Origin of the sequence: Legionella sheltonii, assembly GCF_026191355.1 — a bacterium.
In the GTDB taxonomy this organism is placed as follows: domain Bacteria; phylum Pseudomonadota; class Gammaproteobacteria; order Legionellales; family Legionellaceae; genus Legionella; species Legionella sheltonii.
On sequence record NZ_JAPHOQ010000019.1, the window covers coordinates 19,132 to 41,077 of the forward strand.

Sequence of the window (21,946 nt, forward strand, 5' to 3'; positions counted from 1 at the left end):
AAGGACGAAATTCTAATGCTTTTTATTCAAACTACAAGGTCATGTGCGTAACATGAGTAATCTGTAGATCTGGAATTAAAAGTTAAAATATAGCGAGAAGGATGTTCTGGATGATAACTAACACTTTTTAATTCTTTTGAATAATTATTATTGGTGAAATTTGCAATGGTTTTACACCAAAACTTCAAAGCAAGAACATTTTCAGGAATTACGCTTACCTCCCATTGCCCAGGATGAGTTTTCCAAAGTTCCTCGGCAATTTGAGCCGCTACACCTTTGCCTTGAAATTTTGCCAAAATAAAGAATTCTCCCATGTTCCATTGAGTAGTTGATGAAATGCCGATTTGATTCAGTAAGACAAAACCAGCAAGTTCATTTTCTACGAGGACAAGAAATGCTTTCCGAGTAGGGTCCTCAAAATAAATTTTAAAATCGAAACTTTCATAAAGACCTTCCTTTGGACAAGCCCAATCATCGGAGATAAATCCACAATAACGTGACATATCGTAAACATAAAAACGGGCCATATTTTGAATGGTTCGATAATCCTTGATAGAAGCCGGTCGAAGAAATGGATGAAAGGGCTCGAGTTTATTTTCTTGGATTTTATTATCCAAAATTAAGGACATATAAACCATATTCCATTGATAGCCAGCAGGCTTTAAATTAAAAAGTGGTTGGAATCCCTGACGCTCATAGAATCTATAGGTATTTAAATAATTCGCATCCCGTTCATCTGGAGATAAGGTTTCAACAGTGATTGTAAGTGCTGATTGAGCTACTGCATATCTAATTGCTTCCCGCATTAATGCATATCCAAGACCCTGTCCATGGAATTGACGAAGAATTCCGATCCAAAAAATACTCCCATTTCTTGGATATGGAAATTCTAAACAGAGGAGTCCTACATACCTCTTATTTACATTTACTGCAAAATTGATGTGCTCTTTTACTCCATTTACATAGTACTCATTGCATTCAGGTAGACCAAACCATTCTGGTAAATCGATAGTAATTTCCCTACATAACTGTTCAGCAACATTTGGTTGTACCTGATCTATTTGATAGTTCATTCTTTATACCCTATGGTCTTACTTTAATAAGCTTTTATACACTAGAGTTAATGGGCACGAAATCTAATTGTCTTAGTTTGGGGGTTAATGTGGTAATTCCTTGATGTTCATTACCATTACCATGCACTAGTATTATAGCTCCTGGAGTAATGGGCTGGTTTTTTGCTATCCAAGCATCAGCACCTAAAGGGATTAAGCCAAACTTCTTGATTTTCCTAATTAATTTTTTATTGGCAATAAGACCAGGGAATCTAAAGAAAATGGAAGGCACTTGATTTTGTTCTAAAAGATATTTTTCCGTTAACAGAATTTCACTCTCTTCATTAATCATCTTCGATAAAAGAAAGTTATTGGCATAGGGCAAATCATCGTAATAAGGATGACTAAAGGAGTGATTGACCCAAGTAATTGTTAATTGTTTTTTTGCTTGTAGATCCAATAGGTATTGAAACTCGTTTTGATGCATCAATAACCACAATCCAGACATCGATATAGCCACAGGAATAGGTTTTTTATTAGATAAACTCGCTAATTGATCAAAAAACTCTTTTTCAAAGGGTACAGAAGATTGGCACATATCTATAGTTAATATATTGCCTAAAATAGTACTTTTAGCATGGGTTAAACCATAATTTTCCATGACATAGGGTTTTGAGGTGTATTTTTGCAGTAATTGATAATAATTGGTACTTGCAATCTGCCACTGGGCATAATCACCAAGGCGGTTACTATTTTTCCCATCAGTAAGGGATATTTCGGTGATTGGTACAACACCGGTATCTAAGTTATCGGTATTAACCATTAAAAATGAAGGAATGTTATTTCTTTTGAAGGTACGAAGAGCAATCGAAAGAGTCCCATCTTTCGTATAAACCGGTATATAGGTTCGTTGATAATCAGTAATCGTAATGTTTTCAGAGTATAAAATTGTTGAACTACAAATTAATGCAATATAAAAGCTGATTTTTAAAAATTTCATTAATAATCAATGATAATTTCAGGTGTTAACTAGTTTAAATTGTTGTGAAATGAAACACAAATGTCACTTTTTCCTAAGTCTAAATAATGATTTTTCTATGGGATTAACCTTACAAAACCCGTTTATATTTTAATTAAGTATGGGATACCCTTAGTTCATTATTATTGGAAATGTACTAGTATTGAACTAAGGGAATATCAATTGCTCTAAGTGCTTGCCATGTTGACCCAATTAATCAATTATTTTATTCCAGAAAAGATTAAAGCACGTCGTGAAGATTATTTTCGCGCCAAAAATATTCTTGGTGGCGTCATAATTGCCGCTACCTCAGCGCCTATTTTTGCATTTTTTTATTATTTTTTGGGCGCAAAGGCTGCTGCTTTGGTGATTTTACTCGAAGGGGCTTGTATTGTAGGTGCCGCATTTATATTAAAGAATTCAGGATCGGTATTTTGGACACGTGAGCTCATTGTTGGTAGTTTAGCGCTAAGTTTATTTTGGCTGGGTTATACTACTGGGGGAATATCTGCACCGGCAACATTTTGGCTCGCTTTACCGCCCATCACAGCATTCTTTTTTGGTGGAATTAAATCAGGGATCTTTTCGGCTTGTGTATGCAGCATAGCGGTAATCTTGATCTATGGTTTAGGATTCTTTGCCTTCTTAACGCCCTCATTACCGATTGTGCACTCCCCACTTTTGGACATAATATCCATTTTGGGTTTGTTGTTCATTATTTTATGTTTGGCTTATTTTTATGACAAAAGAGCTTTAGAGTTTATAAAGAGTCTAGAGGATGCATTAAATAAAGAACAAGACATTATAAAAGAATTGGAAGTGCGAACTCGATCTTTGCAAGATCAGAAAGCTGTGACTGAAATAGAGCGATCATCTAAAAATTTATTACACAATGTTTTAGAAAGTTCGCGAGAATATTCCATCATAGCCACCAACTTGACCGGTGATATTTTAATTTGGAATAAGGGTGCGTTTTATAATTATGGATATACAGCAGAAGAAGTTGTGGGTAAGGCAAATCTTGAGATGCTCCATACACCTGAATATATTAACTCAGGGCAATATAAACGGTTTTTAGAAAAAGTGAACATGGAAAGTGAGGCTGAAGAGTTTATCGAACGCATTCGCAAAGACGGTTCTCATTTTATTGCCTCGGTTGTAATGACGATGCGCAAGGATGATGAAGGCAAACCAATTGGTTATCTCAACATTTCACACAATATTACCCAGCAGAAACGCTTAGAAGAGCAATTGATTAAAATTAATAAAGAATTAGAGCAATTCGCCTACATTGTTTCACATGATTTAAAGGCACCTCTGCGTGCGATTGAACTGCTTTCTACTTGGATTGAGGAAGATAGTGGTGATAAATTAGATGAGCAAGGTAGGAAGAGTTTTGCTTTATTACGCAGTCGTGTGAAACGCATGTCAAATTTAATATCAGGCGTTTTAGGTTATTCACGAGTTGGATATACAGAAAAGAAAATACAAACAGTCAATACTAAGGATCTTATAAAAGGGATAATTGAAACCCTAGATCCTGCTAAAAGTTTTAATATTCATTATACTGAACATCTTCCAACACTACATGCTGATGAAATTCAATTAAGTCAAATTTTTTCTAATTTAATTGATAACAGTATGAAACATCACCATAAAAAAGCAGGTAACATTGATATTGATGCTAAAGGGATTGACGACTTTTATGAGTTTTCTATTAAGGATGATGGCCCTGGCATCGAATCGGAATACCATGAAAAAATTTTTACCATATTTCAAACCCTAAGAGGGCGTGATGAATTTGAAAGTACAGGCGTGGGTTTAACCATTGTAAAGAAAATCATTGAATTAAATGGTGGAAAAATAAGGGTGTATTCAGAATTAGGCAAGGGCACCACTTTTTATTTTACTTGGCCTAAGAAACCCAAAAAATCAGAGTAATTCCTTGGCCTGGAATTTCATTTTCATGCCTTGATTGAGTGTTCGCAGCATCAAGAACAAGAAGAAAATTTCTTTTTTGAGTTGAAATAGTACCTGGTTGCTTGCCACAGTAATAGTGTTGTTATTACATATAATTTCATCTATTCTGGGACATTTCATCTATAAAAACAGACTTAAAATAAGAGTATGACACTATCTACCAAAGCGATTCTGGGCGCACTAGGAAAACCCACTGCCTCAATAAAAGAATTTCCCATTGATCCCAATGAACTTACAACGGAATATGCGCTTGCGGAAGCGATTGATGCACAGCATGTGTCTCTGCAAGATACCGATATGGTGGTCATTCTTTCCGGACGTAGTGGATTTTTTGGTAACTATTTAGAGGTGGCAGCTGATAAATTTGTTTTATGTGAAAACGAATACGATAAAACCGACACGGTACGTCGAATGGAATATGGAATTAACATCGCAAAGCAATGTACACAAAACAATCTTAAAAACGGCATTACTAAACCTGTTTATATTTATTTCAATGGAGTTCAGCGACAAAATGAGGAGCTGAGGACAATATTGAAAGCAAAAGGAGCGTTCAATGGGTATCCTGCCGCTTTATTTATTATTGATGCGATTCCGTTTGACAATACTCTTGGGCAAGTTCTTGGGTTAAGTCGATTTCTTGATACGCACTGGAGCCGCTTTTGTAAAACCCACAATTTATCTCGTTCGCCAAATCTGGTTATTTGTACCAGTAGCTATCATGTTCCTCGAGTCACGCTTGCTCATGGGGCAAACTCCCCTTTACTCACCGCTACTTTTTGGCACAACCAACCTGGGTTAGTAAAAAAATTATCTCATAATATGCAGAACTATATTTTAAATCCCGGTGAGATTCTTAAAAAATCGAGTATAGTGGTATTGGGTTGCGACCGACAAATTACGGCCAACCCATGCTGGGAAAAAGATTTAAAAGGGGATATGGAAGCCCGGGTACGCTATTCATTTTTACAAAAAGTTCCCTCCATTGCCCAAAAGCGTGCTGATAATGATGTGACGGTTAAAAGCGCCCTGGTTTTAAACAGTTTTTATAATCTGCTCAAAGAGCGGGTATTTTTTGAAACGATGAGCGATCAGAAACCCAACAAGGAGCAAGTAAGTCGGGATAAGGAAGATACAAGCAATATTTCGCTCACAATACAGTAGGATTTACCAATAGATTAAAGATCATAAAAAGCTCCCTATTTATCATTGCTTAGATAAAGAGTTAGGAGCTTGATATTGTTCTTTAGAAAGTATGGTATGAATCATTTGAGCTGTTAGGGGTAACCTAATGATTCTAAGTTATTAGGATTTCTTCATGGAATTTTTTAAATCAGTTTTAAATGGCGTTGGATCAGGAGCCGGTGTTGCATGGCCAGTGTTTGGAATAGTTTTTACTTTATTCGGTGGGGCGGTTGCTAGCCTTTTTTCTTTAACTTTGGGGATTATTTCAATTTCTTTATTTTTTGCTGTTGGCATTCCTATTTTTTATTTTTCGTATCAAGAAATGAAAAATGAAGAAGGAAGATTTCAAGAGCAATTAGATAAAAATCAACAAAAATTATTAACAGATATTCAGGACTATCTAAATAGCATTTATCGGTATGCGCTGCATGAAAAAAATAAAACGGATGTTCATGAAATATTCGCCCGAATCCTCAACATGGATCTCAATAAAATTGCCCATGAGGATGCGCGATCACCTTTATATCTGATCCTGTCGCTTCTCTATGAGGAATATCAATTAAAGCAAACTATTCCTAATAATAAAGTTATCTTAGAACATCTTGTTCATAAAATATCCCTATCTCCTGTGCCCTTAGCTCAAAAATTGGTTCCTCCATTTTTTACTTTTGTTGGTACTTTTGGTTCTATCACAGGGTGTAGCGCCGGTGTTTCAGGGGTGTTGACAGGCATGGGATTGTTTTCAAGTTTTGCTGCCTTTCCTTTATTAGGATGGGGAATTTTAGCCTTTGCATTAATTAGTGGCATTGCAATGGCTTCTGAATCCATTGCTAAAGCGAGTGAGCGTTTTAAAAAGAAAGAGTTAAATCAAACAATAAAAAATATGCATAGTCAATTAAGCAAGGCAACCATTGAACGTGATTTAACTGCAAGATTATACAGTACGTTCACTTCATTAAAGGAGCTGGGTGAAGAAGAAAGAGTAGCGGATCTCAACCAACCTATCTTACCCCATCCTTTTTTTAATCGCGCAAGCGAAAAGCAGAATAAATTGACTTTTTCATCTTTTGTTAATCTAAAACAATCGCACTCTGGCAATTCACAAGATGATGACCCTCTTTTTTATAGTCCTTCTTAATGACTTCTTATTTCATGTGCACTCACGTTATTTTTCATAGTGTTCTTGATTATTATTCTGAGACTGCATCCCTTGAGCAGGCATTTATTTTATGAAAGAACGGTAATTTAGTGAACTCCCATTTTTTCAAGAACATGCAAGTCTTTTGTGCTGGAGTTAGGGAAAATATCCACACTTTTTTTGTGGATAACTTTTCTTTATTCCAAAGCCTGAGTATAATTTGCTTGCAGCAGCACCTTAGTGAACTGAAGAAGTTTCTACTTCTCCACTTCTGCGAAGTAATTTTCATGCTTAATTATCTTGCTGTCCAGGTACTTTCAGTGGCATATTTAAATGCTGTGGATAATTAGTTTTAATATTCTTTTTACCACCCTTCTTTGATGAGGAGTTAAGTTGTGTCAGCATCTGTTTGGCAAAAATGTTTAGGACTGTTACAAGATGAGTATTCTGCTCAACAATTTAATACCTGGTTGCGTCCTTTACAGGCTCATACAGATGAGCAACGTTTTATTTTATTTGCCCCGAATCGATTTGTTGTGGATTGGGTAAAAAAACATTTTTTTTCTCGAATCGAAGAATTAATTAAACAATTTTGTGGTGATGAGATTAAATCAATATCCATCGAAATTGGCAGCAAGACTTCCAGTACCGACTCTGAGTCGAGCTCTTCGGGTTCATTTTCATCTGAAGTAAAAGCATCTGCACCAACGAATTCTACCGAAATTAAGGCAGTACCCAAAAAAGCGGTTGATTATAAAAGCAGCCACTTAAATAAAAAATTTGTTTTTGAAAGCTTTGTTGAAGGCAATTCCAACCAGCTTGCTCGTGCTGCCTCCATGCAGGTGGCGGAGCGACCTGGTGATGCATATAATCCCTTATTCATTTACGGCGGGGTGGGTTTAGGAAAAACACATCTGATGCATGCTATTGGTAATGCCATACTAAAAAATAATCCTGATGCCAAAATTCTTTATTTGCATTCTGAACGTTTTGTCGCAGATATGGTTAAGGCTATTCAGACTAATTCAATCAATGAGTTTAAACGCTTTTATCGCTCTTTAAATGCATTGCTTATTGATGACATCCAGTTTTTTGCCGGTAAAGACCGATCGCAAGAAGAATTTTTCCATACCTTTAACGCATTATTGGAAGGACAACAGCAAATCATCTTAACGAGTGATCGATACCCTAAAGAAATTGAGGGGATGGAAGAACGATTAAAGTCTCGGTTTGGTTGGGGATTAACTGTTGCTGTTGAGCCACCTGAGCTTGAAACTCGCGTTGCTATTTTGATTAGCAAGGCAGAGCAGTCCAATATCGATTTGCCTTATGAAGTTGCATTCTTTATTGCAAAACGGATTCGTTCTAATGTTAGAGAGCTCGAAGGTGCTTTACGCAGGGTTATTGCTAATGCTCATTTTACAGGTAAACCAATTACTATTGAATTTGTTCATGAAGCCTTACGTGACCTTTTGGCACTACAGGATAAATTAGTTACGATTGAAAACATTCAAAAGACAGTGGCTGAGTATTATAAGGTCAAGGTGGCTGATATACTGTCAAAACGACGTAGTCGCTCTATTGCACGGCCTAGACAAATGGCTATGGCTTTAAGTAAAGAGTTAACCAACCATAGTCTGCCTGAAATTGGGGATCATTTTGGTGGTCGTGATCACACAACGGTTATTCATGCCTGCAGAAAGGTTAAGGAATTGGTTCAGGATGACAGTGATTTTGCTGAAGATTATAAAAATTTAATGCGTATTTTATCTTCTTAATACATAAAATGAGACGGTACTAAAGTAGGGCATGGCTAAATCCTCATTTAGGCGGCGTGTGTCTATAGGTTTGTTTTTATTTAATCCTGCTTCATGCCCTAGTTCTGAGCGCTACGAGTAAGTTAAGAAAACTGCCTACGTCGCCCGACGTGTTCGTGGGGCGTATTGGGTCAGGGCTTATTTTAACAGAATGACAGTGCGTTGGGACTGGGTACGTGAGGTGTTTGTTAGTTAGCTGAATATGGAGTTCTATCTTGTTTGAATTCGCTATAAAAAAAGAAGACTTACTTGCCCCAATACTTACCGTGGCAGGTGCTGTAGATAAAAAACAATCCTTAGCTATTTTGTCGAACTTTTACTTTAAATTAGCAGATGGCTTATTGAACATCACAGCTACCGACTTAGAAATCGAAATTTCCGCACAAGTTGCTTGCGAGTCCGGATCACAGACTGGCAGTATTACGGTGCCTGCTAAAAAATTTATTGATATTTTTCGTTCTTTAGATGATCAAGCGACACCTAATGTGATAGTGGACAATGGCCTTTTAACTATTAAGCAAGGACGAAGTTCGTTTAAGCTAGCGACCTTACCTGCTGATAGTTATCCACTGAGTGAAGATGAGTGTAATGAAGTTGAATTAACTATCCCCCGTTTGGTTTTACTCAAACTGCTGCAATCCACTCATTTTGCCATGGCACAGCAAGATGTCCGTGTTTTCCTTAATGGCTTATTTCTTGATTTTGAACCTAATCTTATTTCTGCTGTTGCAACGGATGGGCATAGAATGGCAATTTGCCGTCATCAATGTTCTAACTTGAGTGAAAAAAAACTATTGTTACCCAAAAAGGGAATTCAAGAGTTGTTACGACTTCTTAATAGCATTGATGATGAAGAAGTTTTACTGGCTGCCGGTAAATCACATTTTAAATTAGTGTCACGTCAGTTTGTATTTTTGTCCAAATTAATAGAAGCACGCTTCCCTCCTTATAATAAGGCAATTCCTAAAAATCAGGACAAACAAATCATTATCGATTGTTCTGTGTTTAAACGTTCGTTGTCTCGGATTGTTATTTTGGCTCATGAAAAATCTAGAGCGGTTATGCTCCACCTACAACCGGGCATGCTCACTTTAATAGCCAACAATAATGAACAGGAAGAGGCTGTAGAATCTTTAATTGCTGAAACTCAGGGCGATGAATTAAAAATTGGCTTGAACGCCACGTACTTACTTGATGTGCTTTCTCATTTTGGGGAAGGACAAATCCGTTTATCCTTATCCAATACAGACAGCAGTATTTTAATTGAGTCTTTAGCTGACGATAATTACCAATATATTATTATGCCCATGAAGATATGATTTTATCCGAATTAAAAATTCATCACCTCCGTAATCTTTCATCAGTTCAACTCGATTTAAGTCCCCGATTTAATTTTATATTCGGGGCAAATGGAAGTGGCAAAACATCCATCCTCGAAGGGCTTTATCTTTTAAGTTGTGGTCATTCATTTCGCTCTCGCGAAATTTCTCCAATTATTTCCTATGAGCAAACTTCTTTAACGGTGTTTGCTCGTGCACAACAACAAGAGACGATAAGTATCCAAAAATCTTATTCTGAACCGACTCAAATTAAATTAAACAATCAATTTTGTTCCACCACCAGTCAATTGGCTTATGCTTTACCCTGCCAGGTTTTTTACTCTGATATTTTTCAAATTATCGATGCGGGACCTTCCGTGCGTCGCAGCTTATTGGATTGGGGACTGTTTCACGTGAAACATAATTATCTTTCCATTTGGAAAGAGTATAAAAGGGTGCTCAAACAGCGTAATGCGCTTTTACGACAGCACGCTCCTTATGATCATTTCATCCCCTGGGATAATTTGTTAAGTCAATTTGCTAATCAACTTCATTTACTTCGCAAGGACTATTTTGCGCAATGGTCTTGCGCATTTATAGACGTTTTAAAAGAGCTAACTCCACTTGACTGCACGCTGAGCTACTATAAAGGGTGGGATAAAAGAAATACGGGCAAAGACTTGGTGGACATATTACAAGAAGGGTTTGCCAGTGATAACCAAAAGGCGTATACCCAGTTTGGCGCTCATCAAGCGGATATTCTGATTGAGGTCAATCACAATAAGGCCAAACAAGTTTTGTCACGAGGGCAACAAAAAATAATTTTGTTTGCAATGCGCTTAGCACAAGCAAATTTGTTAACAAACGATTGTTTGTATTTAATAGACGATCTTCCAGCCGAGCTCGATGAGCAACATCAAACTAAGTTGATGGCCTATCTTGCAAAAAGAGCAGGTCAATATGTAATTACCTCTACGAGCTATCCTTCTTTATTGGTCCCCACAATCATCGATCAACATCATTTAATCGTACCAATTAGTGACGGTACATTAAATCATTGACAATTGTTTCACGTGAAACAAAAAGGAAAGGGCAAACTCAATTGGATGTAAAACTACAAGAGAGGAAGTCTTTAATTCCTCGCAAATGTCTTTCATCATAACTGGCCAATCCTCATGAATGTAAAGATACTCGATGAGATATAAACGCAGCTCAAAATATGCTATGATAAAGTATTCAGAATAGAACACCACGAAAGGTTAAGAGGACCTCCTAATGAGCGTTGATGCCAGTTACGATTCAAATAATATTAAAGTCCTAAAGGGGTTAGATGCGGTAAGAAAGAGACCAGGAATGTACATCGGAGATACGGATGATGGTACTGGTTTGCACCACATGGTTTTTGAAGTTGTAGATAACTCTATCGACGAAGCACTGGCGGGCCATTGCAAAGAGATTTTTGTAACCATCCATTCCGATGAATCAATCACCGTTAAAGATGATGGACGAGGAATACCAGTTGATATTCACAAAGAAGAGGGTCGATCTGCCGCTGAAGTGATAATGACAGTACTTCATGCTGGCGGTAAATTTGATGATAATTCCTATAAAGTATCTGGTGGCTTGCATGGTGTAGGGGTGTCCGTAGTTAATGCTTTATCTGAGGAATTACATCTGACGGTGCGTCGGCATGGCAAAATACATGAACAACATTACCGTAATGGAGTCCCCGATGCGCCCATGGCAGAAACAGGTGATGCAACTACAACTGGAACTCAGATTTGGTTCAAGCCAAGTGCCGAAACCTTCTCCAATATTGAATTTCACTACGATATTTTGGCCAAACGCTTAAGAGAATTATCCTATTTAAACTCTGGTGTTTGCATCCACTTATTTGATGAGCGCTCACAAAGACAAGATACGTTTCACTATGAAGGCGGAATAACGGCGTTTGTGGAACATCTTAATAAAAATAAAAACGTCATTATGCCTGCGGTTTTTTCCATGACCGCTGAAAAAGATAATATTGTTGTTGAACTCTCAATGCAGTGGAATGACTCTTATCAAGAAACGCTGTATTGCTTTACAAATAATATTCCGCAGCGCGATGGGGGAACCCATATGGCGGGATTCAGAGCGGCATTGACCAGAACACTAAACAATTACATTGAAAACGAAGGTTATGCTAAAAAAGCTAAGGTATCACCAACGGGAGATGATGCGCGCGAAGGCTTGACGGCAGTGCTTTCAGTTAAAGTACCTGATCCAAAATTCTCCTCACAAACAAAGGATAAGCTCGTTTCTTCAGAAGTAAAATCTGTGGTTGAATCGAGTGTTTCTGAAAAATTCAATGATTTCCTCCTGGAAAATCCATCCAGTGCAAAAGCGATTGTCGGCAAAATAATCGACGCTGCGCGTGCAAGAGAGGCAGCACGACGCGCTCGGGAAATGACACGTCGCAAGGGAGCGCTTGATATAGCCGGATTACCTGGAAAGCTCGCTGATTGCCAAGAAAAAGATCCCGCTTTATCAGAACTCTATCTCGTAGAGGGAGACTCAGCAGGTGGCTCGGCAAAACAAGGGCGAGACAGGAAATTCCAAGCAATTCTACCGCTCAAAGGAAAGATATTGAACGTTGAGAAAGCTCGTTTTGACAAAATGCTTTCATCCCAAGAGGTTGCTACACTCATTACTGCTTTGGGTTGTGGCATAGGACCCGATGAGTATGATCCAGATAAAGTACGTTACCATCGCATCATCATCATGACCGATGCTGACGTGGATGGTTCGCACATCAGAACCTTACTGCTTACGTTCTTCTACAGACAAACCACGGAGTTGTTAGAGCGTGGTTATATTTATATTGCTCAACCCCCACTGTATAAAGTAAAACGCGGAAAACAAGAACAGTATGTTAAAGATGATGAGGCGTTGTTCGAATATTTGACACAAAGTGCTTTGGATGGAGCAGCATTCTATCCAGGAAAAGACATTCCGCCGATCACTGCTATGGCTTTGGAAGAGTTGGTGCAGCAGTATCGACGTGTTGAAAAGATTATCAAACGCTATAAAAGACGATATCCCTCTGATATATTGAAACGTGTTGCCTATTTACCCACTTTGCATAGTGAAGACTTTAGTCAGCACGAAAAAATAGCCAATTGGTGCAAGCAATTGCATTTGGGCATGCAGCAGCTTGGAAGCAAGACAGAACAATATCAAGTAGAGGTTCACTCATTAGCTGATACCAACCAGTTTATCCCCAGAATAATAGTTACTCAGCATGGAATGGAAAACTACATTCCTATGAATGTGGAATTTTTCAACTCTAAAGACTATAAAGAATTAGTTAGCCTGGGTTCTAAATTAGCAAGTCTGGTGGAAGAAGGCGCTTATGTTAAACGTGGTGAAAAGGAACTCGCTGTAGAACATTTTGAGCAAGCTCTAAACTGGTTAATGGATGAAGCGAAAAAGGGCCAGACTATCCAGCGCTATAAAGGCCTTGGAGAAATGAACCCTGATCAACTTTGGGAGACAACAATGGATCCGGCAGTGCGACGTATGCTGCAAGTAAGCATTGAAGATGCCGTTGCTGCGGATGCTATATTCACTACCCTTATGGGTGACAATGTTGAGCCCCGAAGGGAGTTCATCGAAAGTAATGCCTTAGAAGCCGAAAATATAGACGTGTAACAACGAGCGCAAGCTTGAAGGGCTTGTTTCCATTCTTATTATTGTGCACAAATGGTCATGTTATCCCGAGCATAACGTGAACCTGCTAGCTGCCCAAGCTAAAGAAATGGAAACAGACCCTAGTAGGCCATGAACATACAAAATTCATTGCATCGAATCATGAGTCCATCCTAATAGCTGCAAAAAAGTATTCTAAATCAAGCAAATGGATCACCTAAAACAATTCTGGACAAATGATAGCACCTATGACAGGATATCTATCACTATTAGTTTACTTTAAAAATCGCATATCATTCTCGCTAAAAGGAAATGACTAAGGTCGAGTTTGGTTCTCATCGCTCCTTTAAGACTATGTATTGAATGATGTCCAAAATGCTCCTTGCATAAGTAGGATTTATTTCATAAGCAATGGAGTATTCGAAATCTGTTATTTCTTATTCAAGAAACATTTTTGAGTTTTATGGCTGTAAGGATTTAACTATACAAGGAGATGCTATGAAATTAAAATTAAATGGACTGCCATTTAAACTTCTAGTTACACCAGTTGTATTAGGTTTATTGAGTGTGCAGGCTTATGCTTTGCCAACAGCCCCAGGGATAGCACATCATCCCATTCATTATAAACCCAATACTCCTCACTTTATGCCTACTGGATTAACGCCAAGCCAAATTCGAGTTGCCTATGGGTTTAATTCTGTGAATGCTCAAGGGAAAGGACAGGTTATTGCAATTGTAGATGCATATGATGACCCAAAAATCGAATCAGATTTAGCAGTATTCTCAAAACACTTTGGTTTGCCTGCATGCACTACAGCAAATGGGTGTTTTAAAAAAATATATGCTACGGGTAGAAAGCCAAGAACAGACGCAGGTTGGGCTGGAGAAATTGCTTTAGATGTTGAGTGGGCACATGCTGTGGCACCGGCAGCAAAAATCATTTTAGTTGAAGCTGCAAATGATCAAATGGATAGTTTATTTAAAGCCGTGCAAGTGGCAGTAAAAAATGGAGCTACCGTGGTTTCCATGAGCTGGGGTGGCAGTGAGTTTGCTGGCCAAACCTCCTATGACGCGGTGTTTAATAATCCAAAAGTAACCTTTACTGCATCCTCTGGTGATAGTGGCGCAGGAACCATTTATCCCGCATCATCTCCATATGTCTTGGCTGTAGGTGGAACTACTTTAAATGTTGACTCCTATGGAAACTATCAAGGAGAAGAGGCGTGGTCAGGTAGTGGTGGCGGAGTTAGCTCAGTAGAAGCTTGGCCAGATTATCAAAAAAATCTACCAATCCCTCAATCAAACAATATGCGCGGGGTTCCTGATGTAGCATATAACGCTGATCCAGAAACAGGATTTTCAGTTTATAACTCCGTTCCAAGCAGTGATGGTGTAGGCTGGGCCGTAGTTGGTGGTACCAGTGCGGGTGCACCTCAATGGGCGGGAATCGTTGCGGTTGCTAATTCACTCTATGGTAAAGTATTTGGTGGCCATTTTGTGAATATATTATATGCTGCAGCAAACCCTAATGGTGGAAAATACCATTACAATTATAACGACATCACCTCTGGAACTAACGGCGACTGTGGTTACTATTGTACTGCTCAAGAAGGTTATGACTATGTAACGGGTTTAGGCTCACCAGAACTTGGCAGCTTGATTCCAGATTTACCGAATTATCAACTGATAGATATTCCGCCAGTCAATAAGTAAAGCCCAAACTCTTGATTGAATTCAAAACTCAATCAAGAGTTTCCTCCTTAAAAAATACCCCCCTGAAATAACAGGATCTCAAAAAAATCAGGGCTGATTACCTTGTAGCATTTGTGAAACAGCAAAATCAAAGCCCTTGAAAGAGATAAAGTTTTTTATAAATTTCATCTGCAAAAAAACAGCAAAAACTTTTGATTGAGTAACCAACTGTACATATGTATAATCCGCACGCTTTATGAACCTAAATTTGACATATCTTTGAGGCAAATATGATTTTTGTAATTATTGGCGGAGCATCGGGTTCCGGAAAGACAGGCTTATCTCATCATCTATTAAACAAATTAAAAAAAACTGGAACAAGCGCGCAAATATTAAACATGGATGATTATTATAAAGAATGCCCAAAGGATGTTAATCTCGAAGACTATCGAAAAAATACTAATTTTGATACACCTGAAATGCTCCATTTAGATTTATTGATCACTCATATTGGCGAGTTGCATCAAGGAAAATCGATCACTAAGCCCATTTTTGATTTCAAAACGAACAGTCGCATCGATGAAGAGCAGGTGGCCCCATCCGATGTGATTATTCTGGAAGGGATTTTTGCGCAATATTTTTATAAAAAATATTGGTCATCGGATGTGCCGGTAGTCACAGCGAATATTGCCACGGACAATTATTCAGACATCATTGAGCGCCGTATTAATCGCGATATGAACGAGCGCGGCCGAATTCGTTGCGATAGTATCAAACAGGAAAGAAAATACGTTGGTCCAGGATTCTTAAGATTTACTGCAAGTAGTTCCATGGGGGCCGACGTTTATGTTACCAATGAGCATAGTGATGGAGTAGAAGGACAGAACTTCATTTTAGATACAGCAGCCGATGAAATTATCGCTGTAATAGGCCAAAAAATTGAAGAAATAAATGTTGTAGCGACACAAACCAAAAAAAGTGCACCCAATCCCCAAGAACTTATAGCTAAGAGCCATCTTATCGCGGGAACCTTGTTCCACACACGTAAATTTGAGGGGCATTTTAGTGGCGTGTTTGGTGATTTTAAAGGGAAGTTTGTCAGAGAATTTTCTGAAGAGGAAGCAGAAAAAATCACTGCGTCATATAAACCCTAGAAAATAGTTATCTGAGATCGTATTGAGAGTTTGGGCCCAAAAAAAGCGCTGCATTGAGGATGTATTTTGTGTTGGGCCAAGACCCAACCATTATGGTGTTGTGGTGCTCTAAAAATTTGGAGGAGCAAATCTAAGGCACAACAACACCATACTTACAATGGAGTAATCTCTCTTCGTACCAGCCATGGCCGGAAGAGAGATTTTTTCTTATGGAGAAATAAGATATATTAAGCGTTTAGTGTGCCGCATCCTTGCAGCGAAGTACATCCCATGTACTGGTCCCTTAGTTTGACTTCCTGTCAGACGAATCCGTGTCATCCCTTTGAATTAGAGTATAGCCTTTTGGCTGTTGTTGTCATTGCGTGGATGGAGCAACACAATGTAAGAAATGTCTCAAAGAGTAGGTCGTGTTGTCTTAGACAGGCTCTTAGGCTCCTGTTGGGTGATGCAATGGATTCCCCCTCCTCCGGCAAATACATCCAGTGCATCAATTTGCGAAATATGATAGCCCGGGTATAACTGCGAGAATAACTGATAGGCTGCCTGGTCGTGTTGTGCATAACCAAAAGCAGGCATGACGATTCCCTTATTGGCCAAATAAAAATTAATGTAGGATAAAGTTAATCGTTCTCCATCAAGATAGGTGGCTGGTGGTTGCTCAACCGTATAAACCTCCAACTTTCGTCCTTTTGCGTCAGTCGCAGATTTAAGAATTTCCAGGTTCTCATGCAAAGTTGCATAATTAGGATCTTCCTTATCATGAGTAATAAGGCAAAGCACTTTTCCGGGGGCAATAAAACAAGCGATTTCATCAATATGACCATCAGTTTCATCCCCTAATAACCCCTTGTTTAACCAAATAATTTTCTGAGCACCCAGAAAATCATACAAATAATGTTCAATCTCTTGTTGGCTGAGCTTGGGGTTACGGTTTTCATTAAGCAGGCATTCGCGCGAAGTGAGTATAGTTCCTTCTCCATCGACGTGAAATGAACCACCTTCCATAACCAACGGCGCTGAAAAGGCCAGGGCATGAGTCTGCTTTAAGATTGCTCCTGCAATTTGGTTATCCAGCGCACAATCTTGATAGTTACCACCCCAAGCATTATGTATCCAATCAACTCCCGCTAATTGTTGGTGCTGATTTAATAAGAAAGTAGGTCCTGTATCTCGGGTCCATGAGTCATTAATAGGTAGTGTGAACAACGTAACTCGATCACCACATAGGTTTGTGGCTGATTCTTCATCCCCTGGATTGACCAGCATGGTTACTGGTTCATACTGGGCTATAGCTTGAGCAACCCGTGCGTAGGCACTGCGTGCTTTTTGGAGGCCAATTTTAGACCATGTTTCAAGATGACAAGGCCATGCCATCCAACACCGCTCATGAGGATGCCACTCAGCGGGCATAAAAAATCCACTTTGTTTTGGTGTCATCTTATTTTCTCCGAATATGTTCATCTAAATAGGTTAATTGAGAAAAAATGCTTCTTAATTCATTTAAATACAAAAGCGTCGTTTCCTTAGGTAGTTCTGCATGAATTAATTGTTTCTCATAGGATTGGACTAATTTTTTGGTATCAAAATGAGCGAGGTTCAGCACATTAGTTACTGTATCGCCACTGACCAAATCATTAAGTTCAAATTGCCCATCGTCAAACAGTTTGACATCCAAGGAATTGGTATCCCCGAATAAATTATGCAAATTACCCAATATTTCTTGGTAAGCACCCACCAAGAAAAAACCTAATGAGTACGGATTGTTATTGTCGTATGGAGGAAGCATTAGGGTTGAATTCACACAGGAACTACCAAGGTATTCTTTAATGGTTCCATCTGAATCACAAGTTAAATCTTGCAAAACACTGTGCATGTACGGTGTTTGGGTAAGCTGTGAAATTGGGGCTATTGGAAAGATTTGGCCTATGGCCCACGCATCCGGAATCGATTGGAAAAATGAGATATTACAAAAGACCTTAACGGCCATATCTTCATTGATTTTTGCCAACAAAGTTTCTTCAGAAGGGTTTTCCACATTGAGGCGTTCTTTAAGCTCCAGGCATATATTGGTATAAAATGCCTCTACTTTAGCCTTCTCCTGCAAACTAATAACTCCATGCTTGAACAAAGAATGGGCCTCATTTAATGAATGTTCTGCATAGTTATATATTTCAATAGGTGAGCTTGCAGTAATGGAGTGATACGTATCATAGATATCACGAATCACATGGGAGTCTTCATCCGTAATTTCTGGAAGCGAGGGCGCTTTATTCATTATTTCTATATCACTAATATCAGAAATTAATACCGCATGATGAGCGGTTAAGGCACGTCCTGATTCGGAAATAATATTGGGCTCGGGAACATTGGCTTCCTGACACAGATATTGAATGGCTAGGAGAATATGTGTGGCATATTCATGGATGCTGTAATTCATGGAGCAGCCCTGATTGGAATGGGTTCCTTCATAATCCACACTGAGTCCACCACCGACGTCAATGGTATCGATGGGTGCATCTAATTGGCGCAACTCAACATAGTACCGGGATACTTCCTGCATGCAATGGCGTATATCGTGAATGTTGGCAATTTGTGACCCCAGATGACAATGCATCAGCTGTAAGCAATCGAGCATATTATGGGCTTTTAATTTATTGACCAACTCGAGTACCTGCTTGGCGGTAAGGCCAAATTTGGATTTGACGCCGCCAGTGTGTTCCCATTTTCCGGCGCTTTTACTGATTAAACGGATGCGAACACCAAGAGAGGGTTTTATTTTTAAGCGAGCTGATTCTTTTAAAATAATATCCAGCTCCGAGATTTTCTCAATAACAATAAAAACCTTGTGTCCCATTTGCTGAGCAATAAGCGCCGTACGTATGTAGTAACTGTCTTTATAACCGTTACATACAATCGTGCTGTGTTGTTGATTGCCCAACATGCCAATTACTGCCATGAGCTCAGGTTTCGAACCCGCCTCCAGGCCAATCGAGTGATTGGGTGATTTCAACAGTTCGCGAACTACGCTTTGTTCTTGGTTCACTTTAATGGGGTAAACCAGCTTGTAATGCCCTGTGTACTCATTTTCTTCTATGGCTTGCGTGAAGGCTTCGTAGATACGGTGTACACGGTCATGTAAGATATCAGAACAACGGATGAGTAGGGGAAGATGAAGTCCCGCTCTGCTTGCCTCATTAACAATCGCTTGCAGCTCAACACCAGGTTTCCCCGGTGCTTTGCTTATTTCGATATTTCCTTGAGCATTAATACTGAAGTATCCTTCGCCCCAGTTGTTGATGTTATATAAATTTTCTTCAGGTGATGCACTGATGTTCATAGGTCGATTTTCCAAAGGCATTAGCGTGATTTTACAAGATCATGGTAGGTAGAAGGCTCTCGCTGCTGAGCAAAGGGAAATAATCTTCCCCACAATGCGCGCTGCTCAAAGTCGAGTTCGGCGACTAATACTGCGGGTTTGTCGCGAGATGCCTGTGCTAAAATTTCACCCATAGGCGTACTAATGAAGCTGCTACCATAAAACTCTAATCCGTCTTCACAACCAATTCGATTGGCGGCAATGATAAAGGTATTACTCATGATCCCTTGGGCAACCATAACCTTCTGCCACATGGGTTGCGTATTCACCTCAGGAGCTGTCGGTTCACCACCAATTGCAGTGGGGTATACTAAAACTTCCGTGCCTTTTAAACCATAAATACGCGACAACTCTGGAAACCATTGATCATAACAGGTGGGTAAACCCCATTTATGTCCCGCGATTTGGTGGACTGGATAATCGGAGTCTCCAGGTTTAAAGTAGAAATTTTCATGGTATTTTTCCCCACTGGGGATGTGTTGTTTTCGAGTGATTCCAATAAGCTCGCCTTTATTGTTATAAGCCACAGCAGTATTGAAACCGGCTTTTTCGAAAAGTGAGGCGGTGATGCAAATATTATGCGCTTTTGCCATTTGACTGACAAATTGAGCCGTAGGGCCTGTATGGATGTCTTCCATAAATGGGCTAGGATCTACATTGGCGCGCGTACAGAAATAAGGGCTCAGGGTAAGCTCTTGTAAACAAACGATGGCCGCTCCTTGTTGTGCGGCGGCACTGATTCCGGACGCTAGTTTGTCTTGATGTTCTTTAGGGTTTTCATGCCATTTTTCTTGCACTAAGGCAACAGTGAGTTTTTCGTGAGTCATTAATATCTCTCTTGAAATTAAGGATCAAAATAAAGTGCCCTTACTTTGTAAGGGCGGACGGGTTTAAAACGGAGTGAAATTAGATTCTTCAAAATATTCTTCCTCTTCATTCTCAGATGTTTTACCCTGAGAGAGTTCGTTTTCAGTGTCAGCTTCACTACTTATGTCAAGTTGTTTCATAGCCATTGATATGTCACTCACGGGAGATGTTGGTGAGCGATTAAATAAACTATTTCGATTACTGGCTTGAGACTCATTTTTCTTTTGTTCCGAGCCTTCCTTTTTATTTATGGCATCAGCAATTAATTTGAACGGATTCGTTGCATCAAAGGCTTCGGTATGCAGTAACTCCAGGTGGCGTTTGACCGATGAGCGGCTGACAGATTCTAACGCACACAATTTTCCGGCAATTGATTCTTCCTGGCCTTTTAATAAGACACGAAACATATTGACGAACATCCTGCAGCTATCCCCATCATAATCACGGCTGGTAAAAAATTTATCTGGTGTATCACTGAGTAACAATTTTTCTATATTGCGACGCAATAAAAATGCATGATGAATTTTTTCATTAAGAATACTCTTAGGAAAAGCGATTCCGACATTGAAAGCGATTTGATGGCGCTCTTGCTCTGGAACACACAAAGCTAATCGCTCTGCAATTTCTGACTCATTGCTTTCTAATAATTGCTTGGCAAGCGCACTAAATTGAAAGAAAGGTGCAGGATTAAATTCCTTAGCTGAAAACAAAACATGGGGTGATCTATTTCGGGGATCGAGTAAGGAATTGATGCGTTGTCTCACTTGGTATGCTTCAGTGATGACCGAGTGGAAACTATCCTCATTTTTAATTAAGCCACCTAATGCTTTGATGTGATTGCCATATTGTTTGAATTTTGCTTCCGGGCAGGCGGCGATTAGTTTAGTTGCCATGGCAATTTTTTCTTTACGACTTAAGGTCTCAAATGCCTTAGCATTCTCGGCGAGTGCATCACCATCGCTCAGATGTTCATAGGGATTTTCTAGGGCAATTAATTCTTCATAAGTAAATACCATTTAATCCTCCTTAAATTAAGATGAGAAAGGGTACTGAACAATAATACAAAGGAGCTACTCCCTGGGGTCTGTTGACCACTCCACTATCTTGTGCAAAAAAATGCCATTTTGACTCAAGATAGCGAAATTTAAACAGACCCTATAGTAACGGATTAAAATCGAACTGTCATGAAATTAATCTAAAGTTTTCTGAAAAAATGTCGAATAAGTGATCAGATGCATGTTTTGCCTTTAAAAAATACAATAACAATAAGGAGTAGGCAATGTCTAAAACTCATTTATTACAAGACCCTTTCTTAAATGAATTGCGTAAAGAGAAGGTGCCCGTATCCATTTTTTTGGTAAATGGAATTAAATTGCACGGAATTGTGGATTCGTTTGATCAGTATGTGGTGATGCTGAAAAATTCGATTACACAAATGGTTTATAAGCATGCGATTTCCACCGTGGTGCCATCACGTGCCATAAAAATGCCCGTTGAAGATGAAAACTCTGGAAATGAAGGTGCTGAGGAAGGTTAAATGAGGTTATCCATCTTTGATGCTTCGTTAAGCCAAAGCGAAAGTGGTCGCTCCCGAGGAAACAGGCATCCATAGTCGCTTTAGCGCAAATACTTGTACAAGAATAGTTCCCCGCCTTGCG

General features: G+C 39.1%; 16 protein-coding genes. 10 read left to right on the forward strand and 6 right to left on the reverse strand.

Annotated elements, in window-relative coordinates:
• Positions 1–26: 26 nt before the first annotated feature.
• Both OQJ26_RS17840 and OQJ26_RS17845 read right to left on the reverse strand, forming a co-directional pair.
• On the reverse strand, positions 27–1,073 hold the full coding sequence (locus OQJ26_RS17840) for a GNAT family N-acetyltransferase (protein WP_265705056.1): 1,047 nt from the start codon (positions 1,071–1,073) through the stop codon (positions 27–29).
• Positions 1,074–1,107: 34 nt separating this feature from the next.
• Complete coding sequence (locus tag OQJ26_RS17845) at positions 1,108–2,052, reverse strand: polysaccharide deacetylase family protein (protein WP_265705057.1); 945 nt, start codon at positions 2,050–2,052, stop codon at positions 1,108–1,110.
• Positions 2,053–2,271: 219 nt separating this feature from the next.
• On the opposite strand from OQJ26_RS17845, the gene OQJ26_RS17850 reads away from it, so the two are divergent.
• The 9 genes from OQJ26_RS17850 (at position 2,272) to OQJ26_RS17890 (ending at position 16,045) form a co-directional block, all read left to right on the forward strand.
• Positions 2,272–4,011 (forward strand): ATP-binding protein, encoded by a 1,740-nt coding sequence (locus OQJ26_RS17850; protein WP_265705058.1) that lies wholly within the window; start codon positions 2,272–2,274, stop codon positions 4,009–4,011.
• A gap of 186 nt (positions 4,012–4,197) precedes the next feature.
• Entirely contained in the window at positions 4,198–5,214 is a 1,017-nt protein-coding gene (locus OQJ26_RS17855; protein WP_265705059.1) for a hypothetical protein, read from the forward strand.
• A gap of 154 nt (positions 5,215–5,368) precedes the next feature.
• Positions 5,369–6,373, forward strand: a complete 1,005-nt coding sequence (locus OQJ26_RS17860) for a hypothetical protein (RefSeq protein WP_265705060.1) — start codon at positions 5,369–5,371, stop codon at positions 6,371–6,373.
• 395 nt (positions 6,374–6,768) lie between these two features.
• On the forward strand, positions 6,769–8,151 hold the full coding sequence (gene dnaA, locus OQJ26_RS17865) for a chromosomal replication initiator protein DnaA (protein WP_265705061.1): 1,383 nt from the start codon (positions 6,769–6,771) through the stop codon (positions 8,149–8,151).
• A gap of 254 nt (positions 8,152–8,405) precedes the next feature.
• Positions 8,406–9,509: a DNA polymerase III subunit beta gene (dnaN, locus tag OQJ26_RS17870; RefSeq protein ID WP_265705062.1), complete on the forward strand. Its 1,104-nt coding sequence runs from the start codon at positions 8,406–8,408 to the stop codon at positions 9,507–9,509.
• On the forward strand, positions 9,506–10,570 hold the full coding sequence (gene recF / locus OQJ26_RS17875; protein ID WP_265705063.1) for a DNA replication/repair protein RecF: 1,065 nt from the start codon (positions 9,506–9,508) through the stop codon (positions 10,568–10,570). The genes dnaN and recF overlap by 4 nt, the downstream gene beginning before the upstream one ends.
• Before the next feature lie 214 nt (positions 10,571–10,784).
• Positions 10,785–13,202, forward strand: a complete 2,418-nt coding sequence (gene gyrB / locus OQJ26_RS17880; RefSeq protein WP_265705064.1) for a DNA topoisomerase (ATP-hydrolyzing) subunit B — start codon at positions 10,785–10,787, stop codon at positions 13,200–13,202.
• Between the two features lie 495 nt (positions 13,203–13,697).
• A complete protein-coding gene (locus OQJ26_RS17885; RefSeq protein WP_265705065.1) occupies positions 13,698–14,912 on the forward strand; it encodes a S53 family peptidase in 1,215 nt (404 codons plus the stop codon).
• 269 nt (positions 14,913–15,181) lie between these two features.
• Complete coding sequence (locus OQJ26_RS17890) at positions 15,182–16,045, forward strand: uridine kinase family protein (protein WP_265705066.1); 864 nt, start codon at positions 15,182–15,184, stop codon at positions 16,043–16,045.
• Positions 16,046–16,438: 393 nt separating this feature from the next.
• Here OQJ26_RS17890 and OQJ26_RS17895 read toward each other — a convergent pair whose 3' ends face one another.
• From OQJ26_RS17895 to OQJ26_RS17910, 4 genes are all read right to left on the reverse strand, one after another.
• Positions 16,439–17,482 carry an agmatine deiminase family protein gene (locus OQJ26_RS17895; RefSeq protein WP_265705067.1) on the reverse strand — a complete coding sequence of 348 codons (1,044 nt, stop codon included), beginning with the start codon at positions 17,480–17,482 and terminating at the stop codon, positions 16,439–16,441.
• Position 17,483: 1 nt separating this feature from the next.
• Entirely contained in the window at positions 17,484–19,382 is a 1,899-nt protein-coding gene (gene speA, locus OQJ26_RS17900; RefSeq protein WP_265705068.1) for a biosynthetic arginine decarboxylase, read from the reverse strand.
• Positions 19,383–19,402: 20 nt separating this feature from the next.
• Complete coding sequence (locus OQJ26_RS17905) at positions 19,403–20,248, reverse strand: carbon-nitrogen hydrolase (protein WP_265705069.1); 846 nt, start codon at positions 20,246–20,248, stop codon at positions 19,403–19,405.
• A 63-nt stretch (positions 20,249–20,311) separates the two neighbouring features.
• Positions 20,312–21,304, reverse strand: a complete 993-nt coding sequence (locus OQJ26_RS17910; RefSeq protein WP_265705070.1) for a lpg0008 family Dot/Icm T4SS effector — start codon at positions 21,302–21,304, stop codon at positions 20,312–20,314.
• Positions 21,305–21,567: 263 nt separating this feature from the next.
• Between OQJ26_RS17910 and hfq the strand changes: the two genes are divergently transcribed.
• A complete protein-coding gene (hfq, locus tag OQJ26_RS17915; protein ID WP_265705071.1) occupies positions 21,568–21,825 on the forward strand; it encodes an RNA chaperone Hfq in 258 nt (85 codons plus the stop codon).
• Positions 21,826–21,946: the final 121 nt, after the last annotated feature.